This window comes from Psychrobium sp. nBUS_13 (genome assembly GCF_051201665.1).
Taxonomy (GTDB): domain Bacteria; phylum Pseudomonadota; class Gammaproteobacteria; order Enterobacterales; family Psychrobiaceae; genus Psychrobium.
This window is the reverse complement of record NZ_CP179210.1, coordinates 3,316,729-3,331,731: the sequence shown is the minus strand read 5'-3', so window position 1 is coordinate 3,331,731 and position 15,003 is coordinate 3,316,729. Positions and strand designations below refer to the sequence as shown.

16 protein-coding genes are annotated in these 15,003 nt (G+C 39.5%); 13 read left to right on the top strand and 3 right to left on the bottom strand.

All coding sequences use genetic code 11. The features are described from left to right. Positions 1–13 precede the first annotated feature (13 nt). From ACMAZF_RS15505 to ACMAZF_RS15475, 7 genes are all read left to right on the top strand, one after another. Positions 14–1,396 (top strand): Na+/H+ antiporter NhaC family protein, encoded by a 1,383-nt coding sequence (locus tag ACMAZF_RS15505; RefSeq protein ID WP_435274664.1) that lies wholly within the window; start codon positions 14–16, stop codon positions 1,394–1,396. Positions 1,397–1,651: 255 nt separating this feature from the next. Beyond that, positions 1,652–2,044: a hypothetical protein gene (locus ACMAZF_RS15500; protein WP_435274663.1), complete on the top strand. Its 393-nt coding sequence runs from the start codon at positions 1,652–1,654 to the stop codon at positions 2,042–2,044. Then, entirely contained in the window at positions 2,013–2,249 is a 237-nt protein-coding gene (locus ACMAZF_RS15495; protein ID WP_435274662.1) for a hypothetical protein, read from the top strand. Before ACMAZF_RS15500 ends, ACMAZF_RS15495 begins: the two co-directional genes overlap by 32 nt. A gap of 296 nt (positions 2,250–2,545) precedes the next feature. Continuing rightward, the gene (locus ACMAZF_RS15490) at positions 2,546–2,809 is read left to right on the top strand and encodes a BufA1 family periplasmic bufferin-type metallophore (RefSeq protein WP_435274661.1); all 264 of its coding nucleotides are present in this window, start codon (positions 2,546–2,548) and stop codon (positions 2,807–2,809) included. Positions 2,810–2,821: 12 nt separating this feature from the next. Then, positions 2,822–3,688 (top strand): MNIO family bufferin maturase, encoded by an 867-nt coding sequence (gene bufB, locus ACMAZF_RS15485; RefSeq protein ID WP_435274660.1) that lies wholly within the window; start codon positions 2,822–2,824, stop codon positions 3,686–3,688. Continuing rightward, complete coding sequence (locus ACMAZF_RS15480; protein ID WP_435274659.1) at positions 3,681–4,511, top strand: HvfC/BufC family peptide modification chaperone; 831 nt, start codon at positions 3,681–3,683, stop codon at positions 4,509–4,511. The genes bufB and ACMAZF_RS15480 overlap by 8 nt, the downstream gene beginning before the upstream one ends. A 10-nt stretch (positions 4,512–4,521) precedes the next feature. Beyond that, positions 4,522–4,971 carry a DoxX family protein gene (locus ACMAZF_RS15475; RefSeq protein ID WP_435274658.1) on the top strand — a complete coding sequence of 150 codons (450 nt, stop codon included), beginning with the start codon at positions 4,522–4,524 and terminating at the stop codon, positions 4,969–4,971. A 79-nt stretch (positions 4,972–5,050) separates the two neighbouring features. Here ACMAZF_RS15475 and ACMAZF_RS15470 read toward each other — a convergent pair whose 3' ends face one another. Then, entirely contained in the window at positions 5,051–7,138 is a 2,088-nt protein-coding gene (locus ACMAZF_RS15470; RefSeq protein ID WP_435274657.1) for an ExeM/NucH family extracellular endonuclease, read from the bottom strand. Positions 7,139–7,301: 163 nt separating this feature from the next. On the opposite strand from ACMAZF_RS15470, the gene ACMAZF_RS15465 reads away from it, so the two are divergent. Next, entirely contained in the window at positions 7,302–7,868 is a 567-nt protein-coding gene (locus ACMAZF_RS15465) for a GspH/FimT family pseudopilin (RefSeq protein WP_435274656.1), read from the top strand. A gap of 46 nt (positions 7,869–7,914) precedes the next feature. On the opposite strand, the gene ACMAZF_RS15460 is transcribed toward ACMAZF_RS15465, so the two are convergent. Both ACMAZF_RS15460 and mutH read right to left on the bottom strand, forming a co-directional pair. Next, positions 7,915–9,978: an FAD-dependent oxidoreductase gene (locus ACMAZF_RS15460; RefSeq protein ID WP_435274655.1), complete on the bottom strand. Its 2,064-nt coding sequence runs from the start codon at positions 9,976–9,978 to the stop codon at positions 7,915–7,917. Positions 9,979–10,181: 203 nt separating this feature from the next. Then, positions 10,182–10,853, bottom strand: a complete 672-nt coding sequence (gene mutH / locus ACMAZF_RS15455; protein ID WP_435274654.1) for a DNA mismatch repair endonuclease MutH — start codon at positions 10,851–10,853, stop codon at positions 10,182–10,184. 774 nt (positions 10,854–11,627) lie between these two features. On the opposite strand from mutH, the gene rppH reads away from it, so the two are divergent. From rppH to ACMAZF_RS15430, 5 genes are read left to right on the top strand one after another with little or no spacing between them, the layout of a single operon-like run. After that, positions 11,628–12,131, top strand: a complete 504-nt coding sequence (rppH, locus tag ACMAZF_RS15450; RefSeq protein ID WP_435274653.1) for an RNA pyrophosphohydrolase — start codon at positions 11,628–11,630, stop codon at positions 12,129–12,131. A gap of 42 nt (positions 12,132–12,173) precedes the next feature. Further along, positions 12,174–12,992 (top strand): sulfite exporter TauE/SafE family protein, encoded by an 819-nt coding sequence (locus ACMAZF_RS15445; RefSeq protein ID WP_435274652.1) that lies wholly within the window; start codon positions 12,174–12,176, stop codon positions 12,990–12,992. A gap of 10 nt (positions 12,993–13,002) precedes the next feature. Beyond that, positions 13,003–13,815, top strand: a complete 813-nt coding sequence (lgt, locus tag ACMAZF_RS15440; RefSeq protein WP_435274651.1) for a prolipoprotein diacylglyceryl transferase — start codon at positions 13,003–13,005, stop codon at positions 13,813–13,815. A gap of 2 nt (positions 13,816–13,817) precedes the next feature. Next, positions 13,818–14,612: a thymidylate synthase gene (gene thyA / locus ACMAZF_RS15435; protein ID WP_435274650.1), complete on the top strand. Its 795-nt coding sequence runs from the start codon at positions 13,818–13,820 to the stop codon at positions 14,610–14,612. Positions 14,613–14,638: 26 nt separating this feature from the next. Then, a complete protein-coding gene (locus ACMAZF_RS15430; RefSeq protein ID WP_435274649.1) occupies positions 14,639–14,899 on the top strand; it encodes a succinate dehydrogenase assembly factor 2 in 261 nt (86 codons plus the stop codon). Positions 14,900–15,003: the final 104 nt, after the last annotated feature.

Genomic DNA, 15,003 nt, shown 5'->3' with positions numbered 1-15,003 from the left:
AAAAGAGAACACTATGATTTTTGAAGGCTTTTGGACACTACTTCCGCCGGTAGTGGCTATTTTAATTGCAGTATGGAAACGTAATGCGATTTTGGCGTTAACCATGGGTATTGTTTTAACTTGGATGCTCAATGCACAGCTTGATGTAATTCAAGGAACTCAAGATACCCTTGGTAATTTGTGGGATGTTGTTTCAAGCGATGGTAACCGCCGAATTATTATTTTTAGTTTGTTGATTGGTGCTCTTTTGGCATTAATGAAACAAAGTGGCGGCGTTAATGCTTTTGTTGATCGTTTGGCCCAAAAGCGATTGGTGACTAATCAACGTCAGGCAAGTTTATTACCCTCTATTATCGGTACTAGTATTTTTACAGATACTAATCTGAGCATGTTTACTGCCGGTATCGCGAGTCAAAGCCTCTTTGATAAATATGGTATGAGTCGTGCCCGACTTGCGTTTATTCTTGATTCTACTTGTTCTCCAATCAGTATTCTTTTACTCATCAATGGCTGGGGGGCGTATGTTCTTGGGTTGCTTGACGGCTATCAGCTTTCGGACACTGTTGGTGTCTTGATAGATACTATCTTCTTTAATTTTTATCCGATTATTATTTTAGTGATGGTGTATTACACCGCATTTTCGACTCGTGTTTTTGGCCCAATGAAAAATAGTGTTGCGAATACCTTTAATGAAAATACGTCAGAATTAGATGATCCTATGTTGGCTGTTAAAGCAACTAAAGCGCGATATCTAGTTATCCCTCTTTTCGGTATTTGTATCGTGACTATCGGGTTACTGCTATACAGCGGTAATGGCGACATTCGAAAAGGCTCTGGTTCATGGTCGGTTATGTGGGCTGTAATCAGTTGTTACCTAATTCTGATGGTAATGTTACTTAAAGACAAAATCTTTGACATTAAAAAAGCCTTAACTATTAGCGCTTCTGGTATGAAGGATCTATTGCCAGTCGTTGTCATCCTTGTACTATCATTCGCATTTGGTGATGCAGTAAAAGCATTTGGTACTGGAACCTTTGTGAGTGAATTACTGGGCAGTGATTTTCCATTATTATTGGTTGCGCCATTGTTGTTTATTACTGCTGGTGTAATGGCTTTTGCGACAGGCACATCATGGGGTACTTTTGCCGTGTTAATTCCTATTGCAATGCCATTGGCTGCAAGCACTGGATTAGAGCCAGCATTTTTAGTCGCTGCAGTACTCGGTGGCGGTATCTTTGGCGATCACTCTTCACCTATTTCGGATTCTACTATCGTTGCGTCAATGGCCAGCGGTTGTGATCACATTGAGCATGTTAAAACCCAGCTTCCTTACAATTTGGTAGCAGGTGCTTTAACGCTAATTGGCTACGTGATTTATGTTGTCTGGGTTATGTAATAAATCTACGATTGTATGAGTTTTTATTATTCTTGATGAAACCAGTTCTAGTGGACTGGTTTTTTTTCGTCTGTCGGAAGACAGTGGTATTTTATACCAATTGCATTAAATATTTGCCCACTTGTACTTGTTAAAATTAACTAAAATGGCGTTGCTCTCAATCCTAATAGCCAGCTATTAGTCAATCGAGCGCCTTGTTTTAGCTGATTTTCTCTACGCACAACAAGATCACTTACTTAATGCAATTGGTATAAGATGTCGACATTGCCACGTTTTGGCATGCAACTCGTTACTAATTCAGGATTTGATAATGTTAAATGGTTTGGTCGTGGTCCACATGAAACTTATGCGGATAGGAAAACGGGTGCTCGCATCGATTACTTTGCTGGACAAGTAAAAGAGCAAATCCATCACTACGCGCGGCCACAAGAGAACGCCAACAAAACAGACATCCGTTGGATGGCGCTGCACAATAATGATGGTCTCGGGCTACTCGCTATTGGTGATGAACCGCTAAACGCTAGTGTATGGCCATACTATCAAAGTGACATCGATTTTAACGACGGCGCTCAATCAGCATCGGGGTTGGTTCCGGTAACGACTAAGCATGGTGCCCATGCGAAAAGTTACTACTTTCAATATCGATAAAGCACAAATGGGTGTCGGCGGTGATACGTCATGGGGACGTATGGTGCATAAGCAATATCAGATTGAGCCGAATTCAATGCGCTATAAATTTAGCTTGGTACCATTTACACAGTTAGATAAATCCAACGGACAGCATTTGTTTGTTATTTCTACGGCGTTATCGCCTATTCGTGTATTGCTACATGGATGTAGCTCATTAGGATAATGCAGGAGCTATTATCGAGCCAGCTACACCACATAGGCTCTGCCTTGCAGAAACCTCAAACAAATTGCTGCAAAAATGAACTCAAAAGATCAACAGACCCTAATAATATTAGTTTTTAATTCCCTTTATTTCATAGGGTTGTTGTTAATAGGACTGCTTAGCTTTGTAGTCATTAAACAAATAAGTTATTTTTGTTGAAATTATTTTTTGCTATGCAGGTCTTTTAAAGTAAGTTGAACATAGCAATTGACTATGTAAAACGTATAAACACCTATACAACACACGAGGAATACATTATGTCTAACAAAGTATTAGTTACCGGTGCTATCGCTGCTGCTATCTCTCTAGCTGCACTTACTTCTGTTGATGCAGAAGCTAAAGGTAAAAAACTAGAAAAATGTTATGGGGTTGCTAAAGCAGGTCAAAACGATTGTAAAGCTGGCCCTGGTACGTCATGTGCAGGTTCTTCAACAAAAGATGCACAAAAAGATGCTTGGATGTTTGTTCCTAAAGGTACATGTGAAAAGATCGTTGGCGGTAGTTTAAAGTCAAAGAAATAGTCATTAGTCCTAATGTCTAATCTATTAAGTCAGTTAATGCCAGCGCTCGCTGGTGTTGGCTTCAAATCTCAACATTTCGAATCAATCATTAACCAGCAAACCAATGTCGCATGGTTTGAAATTCATGCAGAAAACCACATGGGGAAAGGTGGAATATTTCATCACCATTTAGAACAGTTGTGTCTAATTTACCCATTATCAATTCATGGCGTTGGATTATCTTTAGGTAGCTTTGATGGCATATGTGATCGTCAGTTAGCCGATTTGAAAACCTTGGTTAATCGGTATCAACCAGCGCTAGTTTCTGAGCATTTATCTTGGAGTCGTCACGGCACTCATAGCTTAAATGATTTATTGCCAATGCCTTACACACAAGAGTCGTTGAAGGTGTTTGTTGATAATATTTCTCATACTCAAGATGTATTAGGGCGTCAGATTTTAATTGAAAATCCTTCTAGTTACTTTGAGCTAAACTACAATGAATTTTCTGAGTCTGAATTCTTGGTGTCAATTGCGCAGCAGTCGGGGTGTGGCATCTTACTTGACGTCAACAATGTCTATGTCAGTGCAATGAATCATGGTTTTGATGCTAAAGAATATATTGATGCTGTTGCACCTGTGTCAGTTGGTGAAATCCACCTTGCGGGGCATAGCGTGCAGGCAATGCATGATAAAGAAATTCGTATTGACGATCACGGCTCAAAAGTCTGTGATGCAGTATGGGAGCTTTATCAATATACATTAGATAAAATTGGTGCTAAACCAACGCTAATTGAATGGGATAATGATGTCCCTGCATGGCAAGAGCTTGCAGAGCAAGCTGACATAGCCAATAGCTATTTAAAGAAAATAGATGTTGCGTTGAATACCTATGAATAAGCCGAATTTACAGCAGTTTCAATCACTAATGGAACATAGTTTGTTATCTGACAATGTAGATAATGATTGTCATCAATTGATGAGTTTATTTACGCCTAAAGGCGAGCTAAGTGATGCACAGGACGAAGCTAAATTACGATTGGCAATTTATCGTAACAATGTCATGCATTCGCTTACAACAGCGTTAGCTGATTTATATCCCGTCATTAAAAAACTCGTTGGAGAAGCCTGTTTTAAAGGGGCTGCAATTGAGTTCGTGCGTAGATATCCACCTAAACGTGCAGCTTTATTACATTACGGTGAAACATTTAGTGAGTTTATTGGTAAATATCCACCATGTGAAAACTTGCCGTTTTTAGCGGATATTGCTCAATTAGAATTCAATTACAACCAAGCTTATCACCAAGCTGACAGTGATATCTTAGATCCTCAACAGTTGGCGAGCGTCGCGCCTGAGCAGCTAGGTGAGGTGAGATTTACATGTGTAGGCTCCTTAGCATTATTGTCTTCACCGTGGCCGATTGATGAAATATGGCGTCAAAATCAACAAGAAGAGCAGCAAGTTATTAACCTTGATGATTGCCAAGCGGCAAATTTAGCTATTTTTCGTGAAGGGTATAACGTACAAATAGTTAATTTAGTGGAAAATTGCTTTTATTTATTACAGCAATTAAGCCTTAATAAAACCATTGGAGAAGCTTGGCAAGCGACTCAAGAAGATGCGAGCAATGCCCAACGAGAACTTGATGAGAGTGAGCTTGGTGCGATGTTAGGTTACTTATTTAGTTTAGAAATATTAAGCGCATTTAAAATTAATGCATAAGGTAAATATTATGAAGAGTCTCATTGAATCGTTAAATCAATTATGTAGTAAAATTCCTGAAGATATTATTGCGCTAGTCGCGCGTATCGCAGTAGGTTTAGTTTTTTGGCGCAGCGCACAAACGAAGATAGATGGTAGTACAATCTTAGGACAAAAATGGCAATTCTTTAATGTATCAGATTCAACGTTTACATTGTTTGAATACGAATATGAACTGCCGATTATTCCAAGTGATATCGCTGCTTATTTGGCGACGTACAGTGAGTTTTTCTTAGGTGGTGCGATTATTCTTGGATTATTTACGCGTTTAAGTGCTATTGCATTACTAGGAATGACATTGGTTATTCAGATATTTGTTTACCCAGATGCGTGGCCAACCCATATTATGTGGCTGGTACCTTTACTTTATTTGATTAAGCATGGTGGTGGTAAAGCATCAGTTGATAGCTTAATTCGTTAAATAAAAGCTAAAATAAAAAGCCGCTAATCACTGTCTTATTGCAATAAGATTAGTGATTAGCGGCTTTTTTACTGATGAGTTATTTAGCGAGTCTGCGGCGTATTAAAAGGCCTAGACCTATCAACAAAACGGCGATGCTTGTATTACCGCTATCATCTTTCAAAGGTTTGCTAAAGTCGAGTGAAATGATGACAGGGTCATGATCTGACGAGCGATAAACATCAGCGTATTTTTTCATATCGCCAGTATAGCGGGTGCCATATTCAAACAATGTAGATTCTGGAGAGTTAATATTCCACTCAGTCGCATCGACAATATGGTCGGCAAGGGATGGTGACGCTAAAATGTAATCTAAAGTGCCAACAACATTTGAAAAACTGTAGCCGAATGCTTCAGGGTGTAGTTCGCGAATGGTATTGATGTAACCAAAAGATTTGTTGATAACAGCGCCGTTTTTACCATGCAATGATTTCCCCTTTTCTGAATCACCACCAATAAATGTATCTCTAGCGGCACGAAGTTCATAGGATTGTGGTAAGTGCTGACGGTGTGTTAATACCGCAAGTGGATCTTCAAGCGCATAAGAATTAAGGTCACCAATAATTAATTTATGGCCTTCGATTTTTTCAAGCGCTTGACCTAAATGAAAAGCGCCTGAGACACGAAAGTGCTCGCAACTGCCCTGATGATCAACGTCTTTACTATTTTGCAAGGCAACATCTTCCCAACAGGTAGAGCCTTTAGATTTAAAGTGATTGACCGAAACCGTTAGTAGTTCACCACTGTCTTTGAGCTTAAATGTTGGCGTTACGGCGTTGCGCATAAAGTTTTTACCATTTTCTTTGCCAACTGTTGGAGCATCCTGTTCTGGCATGGCAATGACTTGATAGTTAGCCAGAGACATCTCTTCACTGCGATAGATAATTTGTGACGTTATCGCGCCTGTGCCATTGTATTTTTCACTATTGGCCGCAAAGGTATATTGCTTATCCAATGGTAGCGCTTTGTTGACATGAGAGAGTAAGTCTTTCAATGCCGAATTTGCTTGAGTACCATTATTTTCAATCTCCATTAATCCAATAATATCAGCATCAAGGGCAATAATTGCTTTAACGATCTTTGCACGTTGCATTGAAAATTCTTCAAGGGTTTTAGCGCCGCGATTTTGTCCCAATGGGTTTTTGTCACCGCCAAATGGAGAATTAAAGTAATTTAGTACGTTAAAGGTAGCTACTTTAATGTCACCGTCTTGGAGGTTTGGTGCCTTTGTACGAGGATTGTTGTGTTTGAAGTTATCGTTTGTTGCAGTGCCTTGAACAAACAAACGGAAATTATTGTGGGAATACCCAACGACGCCCGTTAAGTTTGTAACAGAATCTCCAATGCGAATGTAGTCATAGTCTACACCGTTAGTAATTTGGGAAAATGAAGGATACCAAGGAATTTTTCCTGCTGGTGCTTTATTAAAAGATTCTATAATTAATTCATTATTTTTGATATTGATAGCATGTTGTTTTGATGATTTGGAGCTTGGAGCAAACTGCTGATTTGGTTGAAAATTAATAGAACCCGCAGCAAGTGCTAAATTGTTACGGCGTACATTTCGGTCATAGCCAAAATTACGACTGACTATTAAGTTATTATCGTTAGCAATCGCAACGTGCATTCCTTCATAACGCTCTAACGTATCACTTAAGTGCTTATCAGTAGCCAATGAAATGATAGGCGTTGCAGGAATTATTTGTATTGTTTCATCGCTAATAGAAATGTCTTGGGCTGCTAGTTGTGTCCAATGATAGGCCTCTTTGATCTTTCCGGTTGCGCTAATGGTTTGGCCAACCTGAAGTGGCAATGCTGACAATGCATTAGCATCAAAAGACACAAATAAACCATCTGAAGTGGCAGGATTGTTGTCGCCTTTAGCATCTTGAATAAAAAAGCCACTTGGAATATCGCGTCCGAGACCGTTGGTTTGTATATGCGTAATAACCCCGGTTACTTTAAATGTGTCTTTTGATTGATCTTGTTTATTGCCTACGTCAACAAAGGGAGAGTTATTTCCTGCCCCTTGAATTTCCATAATTGTTTTTTGCTCGCTGGCGTTTACCATCATACTGGCGAGCCCAGTTGATAAGCACAGGGATACAAGTAATGGGTTAATTTTCATAAATCATCAAACCTTCTTATTAGCGTGTGAATTAGAGTAGCATAATTATTTTTAATTTAAGTTGATGTAAAATTTACAAATTAAAAATTGTGAAATCAATCAACGCTCCCCTTTGCAAACCCTTGACTATAATTGGTCAAGTATTAACGGTAAGGAGCAATCTATGATCTATCGACAACAAGGATTTACCATTGTTGAATTAGTCGCAACCATGGTTACTGTGATTATCGTACTGTTTCTTGGGATACCATCATTAAAGGAAATGAGCTTAAGAACTCAAATGACGACTCATCTTAATGAATTTATTGCGATGCAACGAACGGCTCGTCAATTGGCGTTATTTAATAAAACAAATGTGACGTTTTGTGCCTCCATTGACGGTAATACATGTATATCAAAAAAATACTGGAGTGAAGGGGCGCTTGTGTTTATCGATCACGATGGCGATCACAAATTAGATAGCGAGGACAAAGCTGTTCGATTCTTTCAATCGAATGCAAAAGAACTTCAGGTTACATGGCGTGCATTTCAAAACAAAAGCTATTTACAATTTGGGGCTAATGGCTGGACCAATAATCAAAATGGTACATTTAGATTTTGTTTCAAAGGAGAGTCAGCACGCTTTAATAGAGCCGTTATCATTACCAAAATTGGCAGAGCTCGCTTATCTACAGACGTTGATGGCGATGGTTTTCATGAAGACGGAGATGGGGAGATAATAGAATGTTAAAGCCTGCTTCAAGAACAGGCGAAATTACAGTTGATAATTTAATTAGTTAGATACGCGAGGCCAACTCTGCGCCTTGTCTAATTGCTCTTTTTGCATCCAATTCGCCGGCAAAGTCCGCACCGCCGATTAGGTGTACTGGAATATTGGCATCAACTAGCCCTTGCTTTAGTTGATTTTGGGACTCCTGACCCGTACAGATTACAATATTATCAACGTCAAGGAGCTGTGACTGGCCGTCGATTGAAATATGTAACCCTTGATCATCAATCTTTTCGTAACTAACGCCACCAATCATTTCAACTGTGCGTTTCTTTAAAGCTGCACGATGGATCCAGCCAGTTGTCGGCTGAAGTGATTTACCAAATCGTTCGTTTTTACGTTGCAACATATAAATATGTCGTGCAGATTCTGGTTTTACTTGTTGTACACCGTCGATTCCGCCACGATGAGTAATGTTTTGATCTATTCCCCATTCTTCTAGCCATAATGCTAGATTTTCCGTATGAGACTCTCCCTTCTCAGTCAAAAATTCGCTAATATCATATCCAATACCACCAGCACCCAGTACAGCAACTTTGTTGCCTATTTTTGCTTCTCCGCTAAGAACTTGCTGGTAATTGAAGACGCTCGGATGATCGATGCCGTCAATATCAGGGATTCTTGGAACGACTCCTGTGGCTAGAATAACTTCATCGAAACCCGCGGCTGATAATTGTTCAACTGTTTGACGTGAATTTAAATGAACAGTTATATTTTGACGCTCTAATTCGCTGGTGAAATACTTCAGTGATTCGATAAACTCTTCTTTACCTGGTACGTTTTTAGCTAAATTAAATTGACCACCGAGCAGTTCTTTCGCTTCAAACAACGTCACCTCATGCCCACGTTGTTTAGCATAAATGGCAAACGACATTCCTGCCATTCCGCCACCAATAACCGCGAGTTTTTTAGTTTGTTCTGATTTTTCAAAGTTTAATTCTGTTTCATAACACGCGCGTGGATTGACTAAACATGAGGCGCGTTTTTGCTTAAACACATGATCTAAACACGCCTGGTTACACGCAATACAAATATTAATGCTGTCGCTTTTATCTTGTGCTGCTTTATTAACAAAGTCAGCGTCAGCAAGCATAGGCCTTGCCATCGAAACCATATCTGCATCGCCTCGACTCAGAATATCTTCGGCAACTTCTGGCGTGTTAATTCGGTTAGTTGTTATGAGTGGTACATTCACTTCTTTTTTCATTTTAGCGGTCACCCAGCTAAATGCCGCGCGAGGAACAGAAGTTGCGATGGTTGGAATACGCGCTTCGTGCCAGCCAATACCCGTATTGATGATGGTCACGCCTGCTAACTCGAGTGCCTTTGCAAGCTCAACGACTTCATCCCAATCACTACCTTGTTCAACAAGATCAAGCATTGATAATCTAAAGATTATTATGAAATCCGTACCCACTTTTTTACGTGATGCTTTTACGATTTCAAGGGCAAGGCGCATGCGGTTTTCGTAACTGCCACCCCATTGGTCTTGGCGTTGATTGGTGCGTTGACATAAAAATTGGTTAATGAGGTATCCCTCAGAGCCCATTATTTCGACGCCGTCATAGCCAGCTTTTTGTGCTAACTCACAGGTTGAAGCGAAATCTTTAATTGTCTTTTTAATTTGACGTTCGCTCATCTGTCGAGGCTTGAATGGATTAATAGGTGCTTTGATTGCTGAGGCACTGATATTAAATGGATGGTAAGCGTAACGTCCAGTATGAAGAATTTGCAGGCAAATTTTTCCACCTTCTTTGTGAACGGCATCTGTGACTTTTTTATGTTTACTTGTTTGCCAAGAAAAACTTAACTGGGAGCCATGTGGTGCAATTCTTCCTCGAAAATTTGGTGCTATGCCGCCAGTAACGATTAAGCCGACTCCGCCGCGTGCTCGCTCTGCATAGAATACCGCTAATTTGTCGAAGCCATTTTTTTCCTCTTCTAATCCGGTATGCATTGATCCCATAAGTACGCGGTTTTTTAGAGTGGTGAACCCCAAATCCAGTGGCGCTAACATATGTGGATAAGGGACTTTATTTTGCTCTGTGGTGAGATTCGTTGTGCTCGACATTATGGCTCCGACTATGCAAATCAATAAGTTAAACTAATATCACATCATTGGGTTATTAGTTGTATTTGATAGTTAATTTAATTGTATTTTATTGTTATAGATTAACTATGATTCAAACGCTAGTTTGAACTCTACGCGAACTTTATTTAGATTACAACTTAAGCGATATTTTGGGTGTTAGATAGCTTTATCGTGGAATTGAACTAGTTGTATCCAAATTGCTGTTTAAGAATATCATGAGTAAATGGTATTTTTAGATAGAATCCACGGGGAAGCGTTTTGATAGGTTGCCCATCACGGCCGATAGCATTCGTTAATGCTTTTGAATTTGCTGCTTTTGGGCGCAGTTGTAAAACTTGGCCTGTCTTTCCGGTAATGGCGTCTATTTCTCCTATCGAAATTAGCTCCATTATTTCTTCCCAATCCTGTTGTAACAAATACGTTTGCTGAGGACTAGGTTGCCATAAGAATGGTGTGCCGATTTGTCGTTCACCTATTGCTAGTCTCTTTTCAGACAAAATAGGCACCCACAGCACCTTACTGAGTTTATTAGCGATGTTGCTTTGAGACCATTGTAATCCTGTAATTGACATCAATGGAGTAACACAGACGAACGTCGTTTCTAAAGGCTTACCTACGCTATCAATTGGAATGGTTTTGAGTTCGATACCCAACTCTGGGAAATCTTGCGTTGGCTTTGACCCGGCATGGGCCCCTAATGCAATTTCTAAAAGGTTACCAATCCATCCTTTATTACGTAATAAGGACTCCGGTACTTGGATGTTATTATCATGTGCTACCTGCGCTAATGTTAGGCCAGATAAAGCCTGCGCAGCAGTTAATAATTCTGATTGAGATAAAGGTGGCTGCGACATGAAAATGCTTGAATAGTTTATGAATAATGCATTCTACGTTGCATTCGCTTTTGCTGGCAATGGGGGGTATCAATAAATAGTTCTTTAGTATGATAGGTTGTTTTTTGTTCAGTAGTTAGTTGTTTGTGAGGCATTGTGAGGAGTAACTGATAATAAACAGCGGTTTAAGTCTATTTATTCGGTTGAAATTAAACAGTGGTGTGAGTTTTTTTTAGAAATAATGAGCGTTTAATTCGCTAATGCACAAAGTTATGCACAGATTTGTTGGATAACTTCCTGCCTTACCTTAAGCGCTGTTTATAACTATCGATAAATGTAAAAATATTCAATATTTAAGCAATAATTAGCGATTTACACGCCAACTTTTGTGGGTAACTTAATTTTGGTTAGTTTGTGAACAATGAAAGTATACGATTATTAGTGGATTTTCTAAAGAGCGATAGTCGTTGAATTAGTTGTTATTTATGTTGTGGATTGTTTTTTTAACGTGTTGTTTTAAAATCATATTTGTATTGAATATAAACCGTGGGTAAATATTGGATTATTACTTGAAAGCTCATTCTTTGTGGATATAAATTGGATTTATCATCGTTTCTCACTGGCTTATCCACAGAAAACGTTAATAACATTTGGTAAGCTGAATATCGCACTAACTTATTTAATGATCCTTTGGTTGATCTTTATTCGATCTAAATGGCTGTTATATCTATTTATTACATATTCTGATATAAGTTCAGTTATCTACACAAATTGCCTATTAATAGAGGTTTCTTAATGATTGACGCTGATGGCTATCGACCAAATGTCGGCATAATTATATGCAACGGGCATGGCCAAGTTATGTGGGCTAAACGCTATCGTCAACACTCTTGGCAGTTTCCACAAGGTGGAATTGATTCAGGTGAAACACCAGAGCAGGCAATGTATCGTGAACTCTATGAAGAAGTTGGCCTTAAACCCGAAGATGTGAAAATTTTGGGGTCAACGCGTTCATGGTTGCATTATAAATTACCTAATCGCATGATTCGTCATGATAGTAAGCCTGTATGTATTGGGCAAAAGCAACGTTGGTTTTTACTAAAGCTAGTAAGCCCTGAAGATTCAATTAATTTTGGTTGTACAAATCATCCAGAGTTTGATGATTGGCGATGGGTGAGTTATTGGTATCCGGTGCGTCAGGTGATTTCTTTCAAGCGGGATGTTTATCGCCGAGCGATGAAAGAACTGGTTAGCCATTGTATGCCTATTCCAAAAAAAGAAAATCTACACCGTCACTAAGAGCCTGATATAAAGTTTACCCGTTAGTTGAGTTGAATCATTTTGGAAATCTCACTGCAAATCTTTTTAATTTGCCTAGCATTAGGTGCTGTGGTGGGTTTTCTTGCTGGGTTATTAGGGATTGGCGGTGGTTTAGTCATTGTTCCAGTTCTTATATTGTTATTGCCTCTCACTAGTATTGAACCTCAATACTTAATGCCTGTCGTATTAGCCACATCGTTGGCTGCCATAGTGTTAACCGCAATTTCTACGTTATTGACTCATTATCGAAAACGTAATATTCCACGGTTTTTCATGCCACAACTATTAGGTGGTGTTGGTTTAGGCGGCCTTGCTGGTGGCTATTTTGCCGATGTTATTCCGAGTGACTATTTGCAGGTATTTTTTGCTGTGTTCGCCATGTTAATGGCAATTCAAATGTGGATTGGGGCTAAAAAGGCTGAAGTCACTGTTGTTAGTCAACCAGAGTATTCGTCATTTAAATTAGTCGTTATTTGTTTTGGAATTGGGGTAATTGCTAGTTTATTGGGGATCGGTGGTGGTGTATTATTAGTGCCGTTTCTAACATCGCAAGTCAAACTTGATATGAGACGAGCCATTGGTGCTTCTGCTGCTGTTGGCTTTGTTGTGGCGGCAATGGGGTCGATTGGATATTTAAGTGCAGGGTTAAGCTCACAAGCGAGTCTTCCACCATGGACGCTTGGTTATGTTTATTTACCTGCATTGTTAGGTATTATTAGTTTGTCGCTATTGGCCGCGCCATTTGGTGTAAGTGTCGCTCAGCGTATGCCAGTTAAAGTATTAAAACGTTGTTTTTCAATCTTGTTGTTTATTGTAGCAGCAGAGATAATTTTTAGTTAAAGGTAGCTTTGTGCAAGAATTTATTCAATTTCCGCAAATAGATCCTATCATCTTCAGTATCGGTCCTGTCGCTCTGCGTTGGTATGGTCTGATGTATTTACTGGGGTTTGCTGGTGCGATTTGGCTTGGTAATAAGCAAGCTGACAAACCGAATTCTGGTTGGACGCGTGATCAAGTCAGTGATTTACTTTTTTATGGTTTTTTAGGTGTCATTCTTGGTGGTCGAGTAGGCTACGTTCTGTTTTATCATTTTGACTTGTTCTTAGCTGATCCTATTTATCTCTTTAAAGTCTGGGAAGGCGGAATGTCATTCCATGGCGGATTGATCGGTGTCATTACTGCGTTATTTTATTTTGCACGTCGAGAGAAGAAACACTTGTTATCAATTGGTGATTTTGTCGCGCCGCTCGTGCCGCTGGGTCTTGGTTTTGGCCGCATTGGTAACTTTATCAATGGTGAGCTCTGGGGTCGTGTGAGCGATGTGCCATGGGCGATGATTTTTCCTGGCGGTGGGCCATTGGCAAGACACCCGTCGCAGTTGTATCAAGCAGCATTGGAAGGCTTCTGTTTATTCTTAGTGTTATTTTTATTATCACGCAAACCTCAACCTCGTGGGTTAATTAGTGGCGCATTCTTGTTTGGCTATGGCGTATGCCGCTTTATTATTGAGTTCTTTAGAGCCCCTGATAAACACTTGGAGTCACTGGTGACAGAATACAGTTTGAGTATGGGGCAAATGTTAACCATCCCAATGCTTATTATTGGTGCTTGGTTAATTTATCGTGCACTGCAAAATAAATCGACAGCGAAGGAAGCGGTTTAATAATGAAAGAATATTTAGAATTAATGCAACATATTGTCGACACTGGCAATGATAAATCTGATAGAACTGGCACTGGCACGCGCTCGGTTTTTGGTTATCAAATGCGCTTTGATTTAAGTAAGGGCTTTCCGTTAGTTACGACTAAAAAATGTCACTTACGTTCTATTATTCATGAGCTGTTATGGTTTCTAAATGGTGATACCAATATTAGTTATTTAACTGATAACGGTGTAAAAATTTGGGACGAATGGGCTGATGATAATGGTGACTTGGGCCCTGTATATGGTAAACAATGGCGCAGTTGGCCGAAAGGTGATGGTCAATTTGTCGATCAAATTTCAGAACTCATTGATGTTTTGAAAAACGACCCTAATTCTCGTCGAATGATCGTTTGCGCGTGGAATGTTGGTGAATTAAGTGAAATGGCCTTATCGCCTTGCCATTGCTTATTCCAATTTTACGTTGCCGACGGAAAATTATCATGTCAGCTGTATCAGCGAAGCTGTGATGTCTTTTTAGGATTGCCATTTAATATTGCGAGTTACGCGATGTTAACGCATATGTTAGCGCAACAAGTAGGCTTAGAAGTCGGTGATTTTATATGGAGTGGCGGTGATACTCATCTTTATAGCAATCATATGGAACAGGTTGCATTGCAATTATCTCGAGAGCCTAAAGCTTTACCAACACTGACCATTAACCGTAAACCTGATTCAATTTTTGATTACAAATTTGAAGATTTTGAAATCAGTGATTATGAACCGCATCCGCATATTAGTGCGCCGGTTGCTATCTAACCTTATTTAGATTTTGGAATTATGTAATGACTAATCAAAAACCTTCTTTAGATAAACCACGCTTACGTTGGGCGTGTCGTCGCGGCATGTTGGAATTAGATGTTCTATTTTCGCCTTTTGTAGAAGAAGCATGGGATGAGCTAAATGATGTTGATAAAGCAACATTTGAGCGACTATTAAGCTGTGATGATCCTGATTTGTTTGCATGGGCAATGGGGCATCAAAAAAGTGATGATCCAGCGCTGCAGGCCATGATCACCTTTATCGTAAATCGCGTAAAAGTTTAATCGTTTCTTATCTATAAAGCCTCCCTAAGCAAGCGTTTCCACGCTTGCTATCTATTTTGTTTAATTAACTATACTTAGCTCATAATCCAACCTTGATTAGAGCT